The sequence below is a fragment of the Jutongia sp. SJQ-6 genome (assembly GCF_054161275.1).
In genome coordinates this window covers 98,293-117,499 of the sequence record NZ_CP195314.1, presented here as the reverse complement: position 1 = coordinate 117,499, position 19,207 = coordinate 98,293, and the positions used below count along the sequence as shown (strand labels likewise).

The 19,207-nt window shown below is 42.7% G+C and carries 17 protein-coding genes; 1 reads left to right on the top strand and 16 read right to left on the bottom strand.

Annotated elements, in window-relative coordinates:
• Positions 1-377: 377 nt before the first annotated feature.
• The 12 genes from ACSAJE_RS00545 to ilvN form a co-directional block, all read right to left on the bottom strand.
• Positions 378-1,169: an ABC transporter permease gene (locus tag ACSAJE_RS00545; protein ID WP_458009427.1), complete on the bottom strand. Its 792-nt coding sequence runs from the start codon at positions 1,167-1,169 to the stop codon at positions 378-380.
• A 12-nt stretch (positions 1,170-1,181) separates the two neighbouring features.
• Positions 1,182-3,017: a hypothetical protein gene (locus ACSAJE_RS00540; protein WP_458009426.1), complete on the bottom strand. Its 1,836-nt coding sequence runs from the start codon at positions 3,015-3,017 to the stop codon at positions 1,182-1,184.
• 45 nt (positions 3,018-3,062) lie between these two features.
• Complete coding sequence (locus ACSAJE_RS00535; RefSeq protein WP_118690851.1) at positions 3,063-4,082, bottom strand: glycosyltransferase family 2 protein; 1,020 nt, start codon at positions 4,080-4,082, stop codon at positions 3,063-3,065.
• Positions 4,082-5,254 carry a glycosyltransferase gene (locus tag ACSAJE_RS00530; RefSeq protein ID WP_458009425.1) on the bottom strand — a complete coding sequence of 391 codons (1,173 nt, stop codon included), beginning with the start codon at positions 5,252-5,254 and terminating at the stop codon, positions 4,082-4,084. The genes ACSAJE_RS00535 and ACSAJE_RS00530 overlap by 1 nt, the downstream gene beginning before the upstream one ends.
• A 7-nt stretch (positions 5,255-5,261) precedes the next feature.
• Positions 5,262-6,014: an amino acid ABC transporter ATP-binding protein gene (locus ACSAJE_RS00525; RefSeq protein WP_458009424.1), complete on the bottom strand. Its 753-nt coding sequence runs from the start codon at positions 6,012-6,014 to the stop codon at positions 5,262-5,264.
• A gap of 23 nt (positions 6,015-6,037) precedes the next feature.
• Positions 6,038-7,579 carry an ABC transporter substrate-binding protein/permease gene (locus ACSAJE_RS00520; RefSeq protein WP_458009423.1) on the bottom strand — a complete coding sequence of 514 codons (1,542 nt, stop codon included), beginning with the start codon at positions 7,577-7,579 and terminating at the stop codon, positions 6,038-6,040.
• 23 nt (positions 7,580-7,602) lie between these two features.
• Positions 7,603-8,250, bottom strand: a complete 648-nt coding sequence (locus ACSAJE_RS00515) for an HAD family hydrolase (protein WP_458009422.1) — start codon at positions 8,248-8,250, stop codon at positions 7,603-7,605.
• A gap of 91 nt (positions 8,251-8,341) precedes the next feature.
• On the bottom strand, positions 8,342-8,896 hold the full coding sequence (gene efp, locus ACSAJE_RS00510) for an elongation factor P (RefSeq protein ID WP_022024346.1): 555 nt from the start codon (positions 8,894-8,896) through the stop codon (positions 8,342-8,344).
• Positions 8,897-8,957: 61 nt separating this feature from the next.
• Positions 8,958-9,485 carry a shikimate kinase gene (locus ACSAJE_RS00505; RefSeq protein WP_458009421.1) on the bottom strand — a complete coding sequence of 176 codons (528 nt, stop codon included), beginning with the start codon at positions 9,483-9,485 and terminating at the stop codon, positions 8,958-8,960.
• A 73-nt stretch (positions 9,486-9,558) separates the two neighbouring features.
• Positions 9,559-10,332: a type I 3-dehydroquinate dehydratase gene (aroD, locus tag ACSAJE_RS00500; protein ID WP_458009420.1), complete on the bottom strand. Its 774-nt coding sequence runs from the start codon at positions 10,330-10,332 to the stop codon at positions 9,559-9,561.
• Positions 10,333-10,594: 262 nt separating this feature from the next.
• Entirely contained in the window at positions 10,595-11,617 is a 1,023-nt protein-coding gene (gene ilvC / locus ACSAJE_RS00495) for a ketol-acid reductoisomerase (protein WP_118690846.1), read from the bottom strand.
• Positions 11,618-11,733: 116 nt separating this feature from the next.
• On the bottom strand, positions 11,734-12,252 hold the full coding sequence (gene ilvN / locus ACSAJE_RS00490; protein ID WP_022024341.1) for an acetolactate synthase small subunit: 519 nt from the start codon (positions 12,250-12,252) through the stop codon (positions 11,734-11,736).
• A gap of 312 nt (positions 12,253-12,564) precedes the next feature.
• Between ilvN and ACSAJE_RS00485 the strand changes: the two genes are divergently transcribed.
• The gene (locus ACSAJE_RS00485; RefSeq protein ID WP_458009419.1) at positions 12,565-13,401 is read left to right on the top strand and encodes a DegV family protein; all 837 of its coding nucleotides are present in this window, start codon (positions 12,565-12,567) and stop codon (positions 13,399-13,401) included.
• Positions 13,402-13,524: 123 nt separating this feature from the next.
• Here the strand turns inward: ACSAJE_RS00485 and ACSAJE_RS00480 are convergent, their stop codons facing one another.
• Genes ACSAJE_RS00480 through aroA form a run of 4 tightly spaced genes read right to left on the bottom strand, consistent with a single transcriptional unit; the run spans position 13,525 to position 19,181 of the window.
• On the bottom strand, positions 13,525-14,718 hold the full coding sequence (locus ACSAJE_RS00480) for a transglutaminase domain-containing protein (protein ID WP_458009418.1): 1,194 nt from the start codon (positions 14,716-14,718) through the stop codon (positions 13,525-13,527).
• Positions 14,718-16,037, bottom strand: coding sequence for an ATP-binding protein (locus ACSAJE_RS00475; protein WP_458009417.1), 1,320 nt, complete (start codon positions 16,035-16,037; stop codon positions 14,718-14,720). The genes ACSAJE_RS00480 and ACSAJE_RS00475 overlap by 1 nt, the downstream gene beginning before the upstream one ends.
• 39 nt (positions 16,038-16,076) lie before the next feature.
• On the bottom strand, positions 16,077-17,843 hold the full coding sequence (gene argS / locus ACSAJE_RS00470) for an arginine--tRNA ligase (RefSeq protein WP_458009416.1): 1,767 nt from the start codon (positions 17,841-17,843) through the stop codon (positions 16,077-16,079).
• Positions 17,844-17,867: 24 nt separating this feature from the next.
• On the bottom strand, positions 17,868-19,181 hold the full coding sequence (gene aroA / locus ACSAJE_RS00465; RefSeq protein ID WP_458009415.1) for a 3-phosphoshikimate 1-carboxyvinyltransferase: 1,314 nt from the start codon (positions 19,179-19,181) through the stop codon (positions 17,868-17,870).
• Positions 19,182-19,207: the final 26 nt, after the last annotated feature.

Here is a 19,207-nt window from a genome sequence, read left to right as displayed (position 1 = left end):
GAAAGGGACTTTGCGCTCGTCGTTACTTATGTCTCGTATTTCAGAGACATTAAGTAACGTGACGTAGCGCATCGTAGCGAAAGCGTCCCGTCCAAAAATGGATGATACCTTGCTAAACCGGGACATCTCAGACAATCCTTCGGGCATGTATTCATCAGAGACTTAACAAAATAAGAAATCACCCAAAAACTCTGCGTTCTGCGGCAATTATCTTAGTTCGCTGCCGGCAGAACAAGTCAGACTACCGGCTGCAAAATAGTTTATTTGTTGCTGACATAATAAGCAATATGTGGTTTTGAAATAACTTCCGGTATGGGAAGTATGAGTTACTTATTATGTGGTCCTTGAACAAATTTTGGAGGTGTGAAGTGTGTGTTTTATATATATAGGATAAACTGATCTTGTCCTTTCGTAAAGATCCATGTTCCAAATAGCAGCATTAGGAAGGCATCAATGCATCCGTACAGCACCATATGCGGATCCGGAAATACTCCGTACAGAGTCAGGCATCGAAGCTGTGTAACATATGCATACATTGGATTGAGATGAACGACTAGCCAGTGCAGCTTATCCGGCAAATACTCTACCGGATAAAACATTGGAGTCAAATACATCCATGCTGTCGTTATCGCATTATAAATATACTGGATGTCCCGGAAAAATACGTTTGCTGCGCTTAACAACATTCCCAGACCAATATTGAACACATATAACTGTGCTACTACAATAGGGAACAGCAGCAGGTACCACGAAAAATGTCCTTTTGTAAATAACATAACGATCAGCAGCGCTCCAAAGGAAAAAATGCAGTCTATTAATCCACTGGTGATCTTAGAGACGGTAAATACATATTTCGGAAGATACGTCTTTTTAAGCAGTGCTGCATTCCCGGTAATTGCCCCAAGAGCCTGATGGGTAGATATATTCATAAAATTAAATAACACTTGTCCGCTCATTAAATACACGGGATAATTCGGTATATTCTTCTGATGAAACATATGTGAAAACACGATTGCCATAATGACCATGATAAACAATGGATTCAAAATGCTCCATAAATACCCCAGCACGCTTCGACGATACTTGAGTTTCAGATCTCGGGAGATCAATTGTCCCATCAGGTCTTTGTATTTGATAAATCCCTGTATTCTTGCTATAAACAACCGCATGATAATTCCTCTCTAACCTATACTCAGGTATTTTTTCCAAAAATCACTGGAACAGAGTTCTGCGTTGTTTAACACATAGTCCTGAACCGTGTCCTCGTATTTTCTCTTTAGTTTCCAAGCAACCTTTGCATAACGAAGCAGCGTCACAAATGCCATACCTCTCTTACGCTTTACCGTAAATCCACTACCACTCTGCGGATCATAGTACAATACATTTTTGAGTCGATATAGATGTGTAGCATGACACCCCATTGGCAGTGCCGTCAACTCCTTCTTGCCAAATAACAGCCATCCATTCAAAGTCAGCTTATGTTTGAGCGAAAACGTGTACTTGCGGTACAGATCTTCCTTCCGTATCGGATCTCTGCTTGCCTTCATTTCATAAAGCTTCTTGACTACATTTTTCGGATGGTAGCCCATCTCCATGATTTCCTCATGCACGAGGATCGGATCATGTGTCTTGAAATATTCCGGTCCCTCCAAGAAATCTTCTACCGCACGCAATGTCAGCAGCTGATCATCATACCGATATTTGAGCATCTGATGTACCAAATGGCGGAACACACGCTTACACGTATCCTCTACCGGTCGACGTGGTTCATATAAAGCATTCATAATCAAGCTGTTACGCATATCATAGTACTCCATCGCAGACTGTTTGCGATTCTCAAAGGAATCATGCCATACCCCGATACCATTCATCGTCATGATCGGCCATCCCATCCTTCTTCCGTACTCTATATCATCAATATGTATAAAAAATGGCAGTGGAAGTTCATTCTTTTTGTTTTCTAAAACCATTGCGCAATACCACCAACCATTATATTCTACATCTTTTTCCAACTCATTGACAATAAGATCTTCTTCACAAAGAAGATTAAATCCGTTTCTGCCGAATTCTACATGGTCAAACATCCATCTTTCGCCTTTGGCATGCTGAATATACGGATAATCCATTCGCATCAGCGATCCACCAAGTATACTACAGCGGAAATTCGGTCGGATAAAAGAATATAGCATATACGTTCGATAAATGCTTTCCGGCTCCAAACGGATATCATCATCCAAAAACAATATATGTGTCCATTTTTTATTAGGATCCTCAAGCGCCTCCAACAGACACCGCACAAAGCCACCGGTCCCTCCGACATTCTTATTTTTCATAACTTTGACACCACGGTCCGGATAATCACTTTCTGTCAGCGTACCCCCATTGTCCGCAACAAATACACCTATGTTATCCGCTAAAATACTCTGTTCAAAAAATGTGGTATAGATCTGTTGAAGGATCGTGCGCACACTTTCCTCCCGATGATATGTACATATTCCAATGGCAAGATTGACCGGTTTGGCCTCATAGCATGTTCTTGCCACAACCTGTCCACCGTACAATTCACAATCTGATTCCGCATCAATTACAATAAATATATTATTATCCAGTGCATCAGCCATAAAACCAAATTCATATAATCTGGTTTCATCGGAAATCGTACGTTTCATCCCCAATAATTTACGATCTACCCCCTCTTCCTCATCAAAACCGGTCTCCCATAAATAAATCTTTGCCGATCCACGCAATAAAATCTGAAATGTATAAGTGTGAATATCCGCATATTTATTCCATTTTCCAGCCGGAAAGATATTAAAAAAGGAACACGTCGACAACGAACAATCGGCCGGTATCCTAACTTTTCCATGTCTGCATTCCGGCTGCTGTCTGGTCCAGCGAAAATAGATCTGGGCGTAATTAGAATCCATGTCCTCATTATCCGGGAATATAAAATGATGAATAACCGTTTTTGTTCTGTCTAACGTTTTACCCTGTATCTCCTCGATCTTACTTGCCATATGTCCTCTCCTCACTGTATTTTGGTAACTCTAACATGATGTGACTTATCTATAATGCAATGTGTGTTGCAGTCTCAACAAGAAACTTGCTGCAGGATAGATCCTATAGTTTGTGCGATATAATAATTTTACTGCACGGTTGTTGCAGGCATGAAATATTTCGGGATTGTTCGCTTCGATTGTGTCTACAAGCTGTTTGATCTTCATTTTCCAGCGGCGGCTTGATCGAAAACTCAAATAAATTTTAACTTGACTTGTCATTAATTTTGCTGCCCCTTTGGCAAGATATGCTCTTTTCGCCAAACTACTTTTGTCTTCCTGTTCATATAAACGAATAATGCTTTGTAGTACCTTTTCATGCTGCAAATAATTCTTCTGCATACTCTCTAAATTCATACTCTGACCATCTGTTCCCAGTCGATATTGATATACTATCCCCGGCAAAAATACAACTGTCTCGATATAAGGCACCGGTCTCAAAACATACTGTGCATCTACATAAAAACAATGCTCATCCAACTGAATATTGTGCGACTGCAGCAAGGCGGTTCGAATCGTCACTGCATGCATATTAAGATAAACCTTATCTGCTATTTCATCAAAGGAATAGATATGTTGATATTGCTTCTGTGCGAAATCAGTCTTGATCCGGCGTATTTCCTTTCCATCACGATGACGTACCCAACAATAATCTGTCACGACAACATCTGATCTTTCTCTATTATCCATCAAATAGCATACAACTGTCAAGAGTTCTTTTGTATCTACCCAATCATCTCCATCTACTGTCTTGAAATATTCTCCCTGTGCCAGTGCCAGCGCATGATTGACCGCGGCACCATAACCACCATTTTCCTGCGAAACAAGACGAAAAGACTCTGGAAATCTGTTGATATATTTTTTCACTATGCGTGCCGTAGCATCCGTAGATCCATCGTCGATCACCACAATATCCAATGCCGGAAGGAGTTTCTCATCCACAAAAGAATCCAAACATTGTGCAATGTATGGCGCGACATTGTATGCCGCAACCGCAATGGTCAATACTTTTGCTGTATGTGCCATCAACGCCTTCTCCTTCCTGCATTGTCTTCCTGCAGCACTTCTTGATACAGTGCTCTCATTTGTTGATCCACCACTTGTGTAGAAAATTGTTTCACACGCTTTTTGTTCCACTCTCCCATCAAGTTTCTGCGCACATCACGTGGAACTGCACTTTCTGCATCTTTTTCCGTAAACATGCGGCGAATCTTAACCGCATAATCTTCCGGATCAAATCCCTGTACCAAATAACCGCCTTTGGTATGCTCGATCAGATCATTCACTCCGCGGATATCCGATGCGATCACCGGCAGCCCTGCGGCCATTGCTTCCATCACCGCTACCGGAAGCCCCTCCTGATAGGAAGGCAGTACAAAACAGTCTGCACGGGCAAGCCATTCTGAAATATTCTCCTGATATCCTGCCAGAAAGACCCGGTGCTCCAACCCTAGATCTAGGATACGCTGCTGTAACATTTTCTGCTTGTCACCGGTTCCACAAATAACATATCTCAGATCCAGATCACGAAGCAATGCCATTGCCTCTATCACAAGCTGATGATTTTTACGTGCGGACAACTCCCCTACACTTAATAACATCTTTGGCGTCGTTTCCCGCATTACTCTGGCATTCGGAGCAGTTTCTTCAGGCAGCGGCACACCGACACCGGGCACATATACCACGCATCCGCGCACCGGAAATGACTGAGCTCTATCATAATCTTCGTGATTGATGACGATCAGCCGATCCGTATAACGTGCCAAAAAATACTCCACCGGATAATACAGCCAATTGCGAAGCGGCGCTCCGGTATAGAAATGCAGACCATGTGCCGTATATAATACCGGCACATGACGTCCGGTCTGTCGATATACCTTCTGCGCTGCCAAGCGGCCTACAACTCCACTCATCGGCATATGACAGTGAATCATTGCAAACTCTTCTTCCATAAGAAGCTTTACCAATTGCAGATAGCTTTTCTTCACTTGACGTGAAAACGGTGACTTGACAAAATCGATCTGATGCCTTATCACTCCGGTCCCGTCCAATCTGTGATTATCTTTGCCATACACTACATTATTAAAATCGGATGCATAATGTACCTCATATCCCATATCCTGTAGTATACGCACATGTTTCATTTCATGCTGCGGTATGAAACCACTCACCCTCGTTACCAATAATACTTTCTTCATAAGACAATTATAATATTTTGGATAAAAACTCCTGTAATCTCGTATTTTTAGGATGATCAAACAGCTCTTCCGGTGTTTCATCTTCCTGAATAGTACCATCATTAATAAAGAGGACACGACTTGCCACTTCTCTCGCAAAACCCATCTCATGCGTTACTACAACCATCGTCATTCCCTCTGCAGCGAGCTCCTTCATTAAAGCAAGTACCTCACCTACCATCTCAGGATCCAAAGCTGACGTCGGCTCATCAAACAACATGACATCCGGATTCATAGCAAGTGCACGCACAATGGCAACACGCTGTTTCTGCCCGCCGGACAGCTGTGACGGATAGCTGTCCGCTTTATCGGACAGACCTATGCGTGTCAACAGCTCCAAGGCCTTCTTTTCGGCATCTTCTTTGCTCATCTTCTTCCGCTTTACCGGTGCTAGCATAATATTTTCTTTGATCGTCATATTCGGAAACAGATTAAACTGCTGGAATACCATTCCGATCTTTTCTCTCATGACATCAATATCAACAGATGCATCCGTAATATCCGTTCCCTCAAAGGAAATAATACCATCTGTCGGTACTTCTAACAGATTTAATGACCGCAGAAAGGTTGATTTACCACAACCGGATGGGCCAATGATCGCAATCACTTCACCTTTGCAGATCTGAATATCAATCCCCTTTAAAACCCGGTGTTCTCCAAAGGCTTTATGCAAATTGTGTACATCGATCAAAACATTATCTTTTTCTATTTTATTACTCATATTTATTCTCCCCTGTTGCTGCATTAACGTTCGCTGTTTCGTAATTTACGTTCCAACTTATTGACACCGGCCGACAGGATCATTACTGTCACAAGATAGACAATAGCTACGGCAAATAGTGGCATATATGCTTCATACGTAATACTACGGACAATATCTCCACCCTTCGTCAGATCCATCATGCCAATATATCCACTGATAGAAGTCTCCTTAATCAGTACGATAAACTCGTTACCAAGTGCCGGCAAAATATTCTTAAATGCCTGTGGAATAATGACACTGCGCATTGTCTGCCAATAGTTTAAACCAAGGCTTCGTCCCGCTTCAAACTGTCCTTGATCGACGGACATAATACCGGAACGCATAACCTCTGAAACGTATGCTGCAGAGTTCAATCCAAATCCAATGATCGCCACTAATATCTTGTTTTGTACCGAAGTCAAAATAACGTAATAAATGATCATCAACTGTACAACAGCAGGCGTCCCTCGCATTACTGTGATATAGATCCTGCACAGCGCATTCAATATTGGCCAAGAGCCGTTACGATCATGGCTGGTACGGATCAGGGAAAGGATCAGGCCAAATACAATACCAATAATGATCGCAAAGAATGTGATAACCAGTGTATTGCCAAAACCTTTTAACAAATATTCATAACGATGTTCTTTGACAAAGTTATTATAAAATGCCTCTCGGAAAGTCTGTTTCTTCACAACCGACTTAGTTCCTTTTACGATAACAACCTGTTTGGCTGTTGTATATTTGTTGGTGAAATCAATATTTTTAAGACGATCCTCTGTCACAGTCATTCCGGCGGCACCTACATCTGCTTTACCGGAAGTAACTGCCGTAATGATCGAATCAAAATCCATGTTCTGAATCTCTAGGTCCATACCAAGGCGATCACATACTGCCTGCATCATATCCGCATCAACACCAACAATTTTTCCCTTATCATAGTATTCATATGGTGGAAATTCTGCATTGGTCGCCATCGTCAATTTTTTCTTTTTCGGATTTTTTGGATCTGCCTGATAACGATCTTTGCCGGCATTCACACCGATATAGTAATCATTGATCTTCTGCATCGTGCCATCTTTTGTGATCTCGTCCAACGCCTGATTGATCTGCTCGCGCAGCGTATCATTTCCTTTGGCAACACATACTGCATAGTCCTCATTTGCGAACTCATCTTTTAAGATCTTTAATTCCGGATTCTTTTCACAATAGGCTTTTGCCGGCTGCTCATCAATAATAACAGAATCAATTTTGCCAACTTTCAGTGCCTGAATGGCATCGGCTCCTTTGTTGTAACGCTCTACCTCGGTACCTTTATTTTCCTTGGCATAATCCGTTGAATAGATATCTCCCGTTGTACCAATCTGTACACCAATCTTACGGCCCGCAAGATCATCTACCGATTTTACTTTCTGTACGGCATTCTTTTCTGCCATCTTTTGTTCATGGATCCGTTTGAACTGCACTGCACCAACAGCAACTGCTACCAGCACAAACAAAATTATTACTTCCCATATGATCTGTTTCTTTCTTTTTGTTCTCATCTTTTCCTCTTTTCCAATCCTTTTTATTGTAACAAGCGCAGGCATTCTTTCGTATCCTGTGCAAAGACTTTGGCGCCATACTGTTCTAGTAGTTCTCTCTCTCGGAAGCCCCACAAAACGATCACACTGTCTAATCCCGCATTGATCGCCGTCTGCACATCAACCTCTGAATCACCGATATACACTGCATCTTTCTTTGTGATCTGCAGGGTATCCAAAACATACTCTACTGCGTCCGGTGCCGGCTTGCGTCTGACACCTTCTCTCTCTCCGACAGCGAAATCAAACAGACCATCGAAATAATCTTTACACAATTCCTGCACTGCCATATCTGCTTTATTGGACACAACTGCCGTTTTGCAGCCTTCTTTTCGCAACGTACGGATCAAGTCTAAAATCCCATCATACGGTTTAGTCTTGTCCGCACAGTGCTTCGCATAGTAGTCCAAAAAATATCGATATACTTCATCAATCCGTTCTGTACTAAGTCCCGATGGCACGGCCCTTTCGATCAGTTTACGGATCCCATTGCCCACGAAATGTCTGACATCCTCTATGGAATGAACCGGATACCCGAAATGCTCCAGCGTTGCATTCGTGCTGTCAGTCAAATCTTCTAGCGTATTTAGTATCGTCCCATCCATATCAAAAATGACTAATTTATATTTCATGTCTATCCTCTTCTCATTTCTGCACAAAAGGCGCAACCCCCAGGAATACATGATCCCTTATGAATTGCGCCTCCTATCCTATGCGTAATAATTATACACGCTTCAAATATTCACCTGTACGAGTATCAATCTGGATCTTATCTCCAGTCTCAACGAACAATGGCACATTTACCTGTGCTCCAGTCTCAACAGTAGCCGGCTTATTAGCACCTGTTGCTGTATCGCCCTTAAATCCTGGCTCTGTCTCTGTTACTTCAAGCTCAACAAACAATGGTGGCTCAATTGCAAATACCTCTCCACCATGAGAAAGCATCTTAACCATCTCATTCTCTTTGACAAATTTCAAAGAATCGCCAACCTGATCCGCCGTCATATCAATCTGATCATATGTCTCGACATTCATAAAGTGATACATATCATCACTGTACAAATACTGCATATCTGCACGCTCGATATGCGCCTGTGGGCACTTCTCTGTCGGACGGAATGTTTTCTCTACAACTCCACCACTCTTAATATTCTTTAACTTTGTGCGGACAAATGCTGCACCTTTACCAGGCTTAACATGCTGAAACTCAATAACCTGATATACATTTCCCTCAAATTCAATGGTCAAACCATTTCTGAAATCACCTGCTGATACCATGATAAAAATCCTCCTTAATTGTATATGCGTCTTGATTACTACGCAAAATCCTGTATACAGTTTATCCTATTTGAGCATATTTTTCAAGTAATTTTTGTGCAACCTGCTTCGGCGTACAGCCATCTGTCTCTATAACAATATCAGCCGCTGCGCGATACTTTGATTCTCTTGCTTCCATCATCTTTGTAATATACGGTATATTCATATTTCCATTAAGGAGCGGACGGTTTGTACTGTCTTTAACATGCTCATAAATCGTCTCCGGCGTTGCCGTAAGAAGCACGATCTTGCCCTGCTCCTTCATCTTGTCCACGTTCACCTCGCGCATCACCATGCCACCGCCACACGAAATGATCCCCGGCTCCAGATCACGCAGCCTTGTCAATATTTCTGTCTCTCTCTGGCGAAAATATTCCTCCCCCTCTTCAGCAAAAATATCCGGAATCGATTTATGCTCCTGTTTCACGATCATTTGATCGGTATCAAATTCCTTTGCGCCCGATAATTTACTAAGCGCATGAGATGTAGCCGTTTTGCCTACGCCCATAAAACCGATCAAAAATATATGTTCTTTTAACTGTGTTTTCACCGTGCTCCTCCATTTCTTTCTACTATATCATTATGCCATTTTACACCGCTATGCAGCGCACAAACAGCTTCTTCTATGAAATCTGTAATCGCTTCAACGCAACCCGAAGCTCCTCCAAAGGAATCTGCCCCGGTGCACTTGTTTCTCCATAGCAGCCAAATGTAACTGCTGATCCAAAATTAGCACCTGCTACGCGGCTGACTGCCCCTAGTGCGCCCATCGACATAGCAATAACCGGTGTGTCCGGTATCTGTCTCTTCGCCTGCAGCGTTGCACACATTAACGTCAACACATCCTCTTTTCTCTGCGGCATCACAGCCATCTTAGGAATATCCGCACCATTGTCATGCATTGCCAAAAGACGTTTTGTAATCTGCAGCTCCTGTGGCGTTCCCTGAAAGTCATGATAGGATCCAATCACCTGCACATGCTGTTGTAATGCCTGAACTGCCTCTCGGATCGTTCCTTCTGTTACAGGCTCAGATTCCGAAAGCGCTCTGTCCCACCAAAACATCTCCACATCAATATAATCCACACATTCAGACTGTGCCGCTACTTGAAGCGTATGTATATATTGTTCAAAAGATATTGTCAGCTCACCACCCTCGGCAGTAGTACGTATCGTAAACAGTAACGGTGTAGACCCCGTGCTGCGTCGCAGTTTCCGCAGAAACAAGCACAGACGCTCATCCTCTAAAATACACGAACAATAATCTGCGCGCCATTCTATCAGATCCACCTTCGCTGCAACCAGATCCTCTGCTGTCTTTATAATCTCTTCTTCTTTCGTTCCAACGATGGGAATACATATTTTCGGTATTTCTGTATCAAACTCCAATGTATACATAAATCTATTGCCTTCCTATTGAACTGTATAATCCTTTAAATAAAAGGGACTGTCGTACTAAGCGTCATTGAATCCCTGATCCTTAGTCAGACAGTCCCCTTCCGTATTATAAGAGAGTATACTACTCATCCTCGTCATGTAAAGTGTTCTTTACAGCCGCTACAATTGCAGCCGTTGCCGCAACAACGACAACAACCGCTACCACAACAACTGCTATCACTAATACTCCTGCCGCCATAGTATTCTCTCCTTTCTTCTCAAATTAGTTATTGATGAGCTTGTCATCCTCATTGTTCCAGCTGTAAAGCTTACGGATCTCCTCGCCAACCTTCTCTGAAGGATGCTCAGAAGCAAGCTTTCTAAGAGCTTTGAAGTGAACCTGACGACCTGCTGGGGACATATCCAATAAGAAGTCTTTTGCAAAAGTACCATCCTGAATATCAGAAAGAATCTGCTTCATAGCCTTCTTAGTATCCTCTGTAACGATCTTTGGTCCTGTAATATAATCACCATACTCTGCTGTGTTAGAGATAGAATATCTCATTCCTGCGAAACCTGACTGATAGATCAAGTCTACGATCAGCTTCATCTCATGGATACACTCGAAATAAGCGTTTCTAGGATCATAACCAGCTTCGCACAATGTCTCGAAACCAGCCTGCATCAATGCACAAACACCGCCGCAAAGTACTGCCTGCTCACCGAAAAGGTCTGTCTCAGTCTCAGTACGGAATGTTGTCTCAAGAACACCGGCTCTTGCTCCACCAATACCAAGTGCATATGCAAGTGCGATATCCTGTGCTTTACCTGTAGCATCCTGCTCTACAGCGATAAGACAAGGTGTTCCCTTACCAGCCTGATACTCAGAACGTACTGTATGACCTGGAGCCTTAGGTGCGATCATTGTAACATCAACATCAGCCGGAGGTACGATACATCCATAATGAATATTGAAACCATGAGCGAACATTAACATATTACCTGCTTCCAAGTTTGGCTCAATGTCCTTCTTATACATATCAGCCTGCTTCTCATCATTGATAAGGATCATAATGATATCAGCCTGCTTAGCAGCCTCTGCAGTTGTGTATACCTTAAAGCCCTGCTTCTCTGCCTTAGCCCATGACTTAGAACCTTCATAAAGGCCGATGATGACATCGCATCCGGATTCCTTCAAGTTCAATGCATGTGCATGACCCTGGCTACCATATCCAATGATAGCGATCGTCTTTCCATCCAATAAGGACAAGTTACAATCATCTTGATAAAAAATCTTTGCTGCCATTATATTTTCCTCCTAAATATAAAATGTAATTTATGCAAAGCGCTGTCTTGCATGACCTCCCTGATACATTCTGTCTCAGTACAAATTCATCCAAGTAATGGCGTTTCACTTATGTATTAGCTGTCGAAGTCCACATCAAACTCATCAAACATATCTCTGGCTCCACGACTCAGTCCGGTAATGCCTGTCCGAACCATCTCCTTGATCTCATAACCATTTAAAAGCTTCACAAATGCATCCAGCTTATTCTGGTTACCTGTCAATTCGATCATCAGAGTATCTACTCCGACATCAACAATCTTAGCACGGAAAATATCAGCAATAGCCACTACTGCCGGTCTTTGATCTGCTTCTACGGCAACCGTCACTAAAATCAACTCTCGGCATACGCGCTCACCATGCTTTAATACCTTCACGGCACGAACGTCTTCTAACTTTGCCACCTGTTTCTCAATCTGATCCAAAACCTGGTCATCCCCACGGACAACTACGGTCATTCGGGAGTATGCAGGATTCTGCGTCTCTCCAACTGTCAGACTGTCTATATTATAACCTCTTCGGCTAAACAAACCGGCAACACGGCTTAATACACCCGAAGTGTTATCCACTAAAATTGATAAAATCCTCTTCTTCATGAAATACCTCTTTCCGTGCATCAATGTAACTCTTAAATACACTAAAACTGATTGTAGCAATATGCTTCTTATTTGTCAAGAAATCATCCCGTGAATATTTTTCACTCGAAAGCCTTTTTAGTTGACTTTATAAAGTAAGAATGATAATATATGTAGTATTAAAAACTACATTTTATAAGTTTTAGAATTGTGTATGTTCGTTTTTGGCACTTTTTAAGGTGATCGGCAATATAAAGCCGGTTTATTTTGGATATGAACGGACATACTGATAGTAGACAGCCGCAGACTTCTGCAGGCAGATTGGAGAGAACTATGTCCTATTTGATTTTATGTGACAGTTGCACAGATTTTACGGAGGATATGAAGCAGGATCCGCATTTTGCCCATATTCCCTTGACGATCCATATTGGTGATTACGATATAATTGATGATGATACTTTTGATCAGCAGGATTTTCTCAGACGCATCGATGCTTATCCCGAATGTGCCAAATCTTCCTGCCCGGCACCGGATGAATATCTTAAACACTTTGAGGTGGCTGATGACATTTATATGGTAACGTTATCCAGTCATCTGAGTGGTTCTTATAATAGTGCCATGCTGGCAGCCAACATGTATATGGAAGATCACCCAAATAAACATATCCATGTATTTGATTCCTTGTCTGCCTCTTCCGGGCAGACATTAGTTGCACTCAAGGCAAATGAACTCGCCGGCAGTGGACTTTCTTTCGACGAAGTGATAAAACAGACCGAACAATTTATTCATGAGATGGGTACAAAATTTGTCTTAGAATCTCTTGAGACTCTGCGTAAAAACGGTCGCCTCTCTACGGTAACCGCTACGCTGGCAAGTGCACTCAACATCAAGCCGGTAATGACATCTAACGGTAACGGTGAGATTGATAAAGTAACACAGGCACGTGGTATGTCAAAGGCGATCATAAAGATGGCAGATGCGATCAAGGCGGACGCTGTTGATCCACAAAACCACACATTAATGATCGCACATTGCAACAATCGCAAACGTGCTGAATTTGTCAAAGAAGAGATCTTGAAACGCCTTTCATTTAAGGATGTACAAATTACAGAGACCGGAGGCATCAGCTCCCTCTACGCAGCCGATGGCGGTATTGTAGTCTGCTACTGATCTTAATACCGCAGATTGTTTTCTCTACCGGTATACTGTAATACCATATAAAAGCATCTGTAAAAAGGATCAAAAACCAGCGTTATACAAGTATTTTCCTATACTAAAAAACGGTAGTCGGAATCACCCGGCTACCGTTATTATTTTGCATATTTTGCCTCGCAGCAATCCGACCTTTAATCTGCCATTTGCGAAGCTCAACTGTGCTGCCTGATAAGAGGCATATTTTTTACCGCCTTCCCACACAAGCTTCACTTGGTGTGTCCGCCCATTATAACGATATATGCGGTTGAAGTTGATAAAATAAAATCTCCCTTTGCTGCCTTTGACAAATAAACTTCCACCAGCCCTCGCCAAAGTACGAGCAGCACCTCCGGCGATCCGCTTTCTTTGTCTGACCGCCCGATCTGTCTGATAGATAAATCTGCCTTTCTGATAATAAAAAGCACTGTTTACCTGCTTCCAATATTTGTGGTCATATTTTGAAGATGTTGTTAGCTTACAGCGAATCCCTCGGTAACCCTTCTTTTTCAGATAGGACGTACTGCACAAAAAATTTTCATGAAGTACCAGCCCCGGCTGATCCTTGTGCGTGTTTGGATTTAAGGGATCGTCCCAGGTCAGATCAACATGGTACCATTTTCCCTTTAATCGTACCACATTCCACATATGCATCATTGAATAGGAATTGGCAAATTTTACAGGGATATTCACCTTTTGCAATAACAATGCGTATGCCTTTGCATATCCCTGGCAGTTCCCCTTTCCTTTCAGAAATACACCCCATTCACTGGTGCAATATGTTGTATTCTGATCTGAATATGCCGTATTCCGGATCAGATAATCATGAAAATACAACGCTTTCTCAAGCTTTGTCATTCCAGACGGTGCTTTTGCCACGATCCGATCAACCTTGGCTCGGATCTTTCGCCGAACCTTCTGGATCTTGGTCCGATCCGGCGCACCATCTGCTTTCCGAAATATTTTCATATAACTCAGTTTCATCTGGCGCACCTGTCCGTCAGATGCGCTGACAACCTTCGTATATTCCTGCCCACTGTAAAAGAGATACGATGTCTGTGTCGCGATTTCCGTCATCATATTACTCACCGCTTTGTCGTCGCGTTTGTTGTACAAATGATATTTCGACACATCTACCTGACGTTCATAATTCTGAAAGGCCAATATCACCGCTCTTTTGGCTCCTGCAATGTCCGCTTTTGGAGCAGCCGCTGCTCTGACTGACGATATCCCCCCGATAAACAGTACCACACAGATCACAAGCATCTGGCGCACTGTCTTACTAAGCCGGCTCATCAATCGACCTCATCCTGCAGCACACTTCCCGCCAGATTGGCAATAAACTGTGTTGCCGTACGTCCGGAAATACCACCATGGCTAAGCTCCCACTGATTAGCTTTCAAACAGAGTTCCTCTTCCGACAAGGTGATCTGTGGATATTTTTTAGCCAATTGTTTAACAATCTCGAAATATTCCTGCTGCTTTGGACGATAATATCCGATCGTCACACCAAATCTCGCTGCTAATGACAACTTCTCCTGCATTGTATCCGAACGATGCAGTTCATCCTGCGACATATCAGAGCGATCGCTCCAGGTCTCGCGGATCAAATGTCTGCGGTTCGAAGTTGCATAGATCAAAACATTATCCGGTTTAGTTTCCAGACCGCCTTCGATCACCGCTTTGAGATATTTATACTCAATCTCAAATTCTTCAAAAGAAAGATCATCCATATAAATAATAAAACGATAATTGCGGTTTTTGATCTCTGCAATGATCTGTGACAAATACTGAAATTCATGTTTATACACTTCGATCATGCGCAGGCCCCTGCTATAGTATTCATTTAATATTGCTTTGATACTGGTTGATTTACCGGTACCTGCATCACCAAATAACAGTACATTATTAGCCTGTCTGCCTGATACAAATGCCTCTGTATTTTCTATTAATTTCTGTTTTTGACTTTCATAACCAATAATATCTGATAACAGCATATCACCGGTATTTGTAATCGGTGTAAGAATATCCTCTGCCTCCGATCCTGCGACACGAAAAGCTTTGTTAAGCCCAAACTTACCAACACCATATTTTTTGTAAAAGTCCGTTACAATACGATACAGTGCATCCTCATCATCCGCTTTTTCAATGGCATCACTTAATTCCTGCACTTTTTCGCTCACACTCTTGTTGAAGATCTGTTCACTTTTACCAACTGCCTCATAATTGCAGATCACGGAAAAGCAATTGATCTCTAATGCTTTTTCAATCGGTGAAAAATCATAGTCAAACAATTTCTTGAATATCTGAAAATCTGCTTTGGCAAATGCATTGACCGTACCATCATTGCCGCCAACCTTTTCCGATACCATTGTAAAAGGGTTTTCACTCATTGCCAATTGAAAAGCAAGATAATTGTGCCATAGATTTTTGTTAAATCCATAACGAGTCGCTAAATCCAACAAACTGTGAATCTGCTCATAAATTTCCGTTATCAGATTGTCCTTGTCGTAATCACCACTATAAAACCTTTGGCAAATATCGGACAAACGCAATAAAATGCCATCTTCTTCCATGCCGCGGTATATAACCAATCTTGATATTAAACGGTACATCCAATTCCTCCAATCAACTCATTCATATCCAAATATATACTACATGCGCTCCGGTGCTTCTAATCCAAGCAGATCAACTGCAGTCTCCAATACATTCACGACAAGTTTGCTAAGGCAGATATGAGAATTTCTTAGTGCTGCATCTTCATTTGCAACGATCTTGTTCTCATGATAAAACTTGTTGTAAGCATCAGATAACTCATAAATAAACTGGCAAATCTTGTGCGGTGCCTGCTCCTCATAAGCTGCCTGCACGATCTCACCCCATTTTGACAGAGACAGCATAACATCTGTTGCACTCTTATCGGATGCCGGAAGAATTGACACCTGCTCATCTACTTCGATTGCATTTTGTGCTACCTTGGCAAGCAAAGATTTGATACGAACGATTGTATACATAATATATGGACCTGTGTTACCCTCGAATGACGTAAAGCGGTCGAGATCAAACACATAATCTTTGGATGCCTGATTGCTCAGATCACCATATTTGATTGCTGCAAGCGCCACTTTGGCCGCAACATCAGCTCTCGTCTCATCGTCCATATCTCGGTCAGCCATCTTATCCGATACCTGTGCGGTCACATCCGCAAGCAGATGCTCCAGTCGAAGCACACCGCCATCTCTCGTCTTAAACGGCTTACCGTCTTTACCATTCATAGTACCAAAACCGACAAAGATAAGATCAACATCATCACCAATGATCTTTGTCTTCTTAGCACAACGGAATACCTGTTCAAAATACAAAGACTGTCTCTTGTCTACCACATAAATAATACGGGTTGGATCAAATAATTTACGACGCTCAACGATCGTTGCTAAATCGGTCGTATTATAAAGTGTCGCACCATTCGATTTCAAGATCATACACGGCGGGATTTCTTTCGTGTCTGTCTCTTCTTTTACATCCACAACAAGTGCACCGTCATCAATATGTGCGTATCCGCCATCTTTCATTCCCTGCACCATATCCGGGATATATGGCTGCGCATCAGATTCTTTCTTCCAAAGGTCAAAGTCAACATTTAACTTTGTATAGATCTTACGCAGATCTGTAACCGATACGTCTATAATATGCTTCCAAAGCGCCAAATAACCTCTTCTGCCTGCCTGTAGCTGTGCAGTTGCTTCCTGTGCCTCTTCTTTGTAATCCTCATGCTCTTTGGAATATCCGCTTGCATACGGATAAATTTCTTCCAGATCACTCATGGTAAATGGCGGCTCTGTCGGGTATTCCCCCTCATAAGTATTATCAAAATAGACTAACTCCGGTTTACGATGCTTTAACTCCGTAATGATCAGACCGATCTGCAGCCCCCAATCACCCAAATGTACATCACCAACTACTTTATGACCAATGTATCGTGCAGTACGCTTAATGCTCTCGCCGATGACTGCAGAACGCAAATGACCCACATGCAGCGGCTTTGCGACATTCGCTCCGCCGTAATCGATCACGATCGTCTCTTTCTTAGCCGGCTGTTCCAAACCAAACTTGTCTGCAGCACGCATCTCATTAATATACGCTGCCAAAAATTCTCCACTGACTGTCATATTGATAAATCCAGGTGCCTGTGCCGCAATTGCCGCAAATGTATCACTCTGTTTTAATAATTCAACAATCTGCTCTGCCATCTGAATCGGTGCTTTGTGATATTCTTTTGCCATGGCAAGTGCACCATTGCACTGATACTGACAAAGATCCGGACGATTGGAAATCGTCACCTTAGCGTACTTTCCATCATAGCCAGCCTTCTCAAATGCCTGCTTTACTTCTTCCTGTAATACATCAATGATTCCCTTCATATTGTTTCTATTCCTTTCCTTCCATCATTTCTGATTAAATATTATTGAAAATACATTAAAATAATCTGCAAATGTTTTTCTGCAGCATCCCGGATTCAAGATCTCAACACCCGGTGTGCGCAGTCCTGTCACTGCAAACGCCATGGCGACGCGATGATCCTGATAAGTTTCGATCTGTGTGCCTTTTGGCTCTCCCGGATAGATTGTGACTCCATCTTCAAACATATCGCAGCGAATCCCCATACGCTCTAACTCCGTCACGATCACGTACAAGCGATCCGATTCCTGTCCCCGTATGTGGCTGACTCCTCGTATCGTCACCGGAGAATCGGCAAACGGTGCAATCGCTGCTAACGTAAGCGTCTGATCCGAAAAATCACTCATATTGATATCAATACCATGCAGCACCCCATTAACCGGTCCGGAGATCTTAAGTGCCGGCTCTCCGGTTTCTTCCATGTGTCCCCACTGCTTGATACAGCCCATCTGTTCCAATACGTCCAAAAAGCGCATATCTCCTTGCAGCGAATCCTTTTTCATAAAACGTACCACGGTGCTTCCTCCGGTCACTGCTGCCGCCGCATAGAAATAGCAGGCTGCAGATACATCCGGCTCCACAACGTACTCTCTCGCCTCATAGTCTCCTCTACGCACCTGATAGCAATCCGCTTCATGCTTTAATACCCCGGAATGTCCAAACTGACACATCATATGTTCCGTCATTTCCACATAAGATCTTGCACTGCGTTTACCGGTAAGTTCTATCGTAAGCATGTCGATCGCAGTCGGCGCTGTCATCAATAATGCACTTAAAAACTGACTGCTTTGATCAATATTTAGCTGCACGCGGTACTCCCCATATCTTTGCCCCATTCCATAAACTTCCATAGGAAAGCGATACGGCTCACCAAGCCACGTAAAGCGTGCGCCTAACTCCTCCAGTGCCCGCAATAACTCCCGCATCGGTCGTTTATTCATTTGGTCGGATGCATTCAAACGATATCTGCCCGCTGACATTGCAACAAAAGCGGTCAAAAACCTGGCTGCTGTTCCCGCGCTCCCAACATAAATTGTTGCCTGCTCCTTCGGGATCTGTCCTCCAAACCCTCGAATCCGAACGGTACATGCCTCCTGATCAGCATGTACATCAAATCCTAAATCCTGTAAAGCTGTAAGAAAATGCAAGGAATCCTCACTAAATTGAACTCCGTGTAACAGAGTCATTCCCTCCCCCATTGCCGCAAGCAATAGTGCACGATTTGTCATACTTTTAGAACCCGGTACCTGTACACAAACCTCCATCGGTTCTTCCAATGGCTTTACTTTATATGTATCCATGTAAATCCTCACTTTTTATCTCTTTT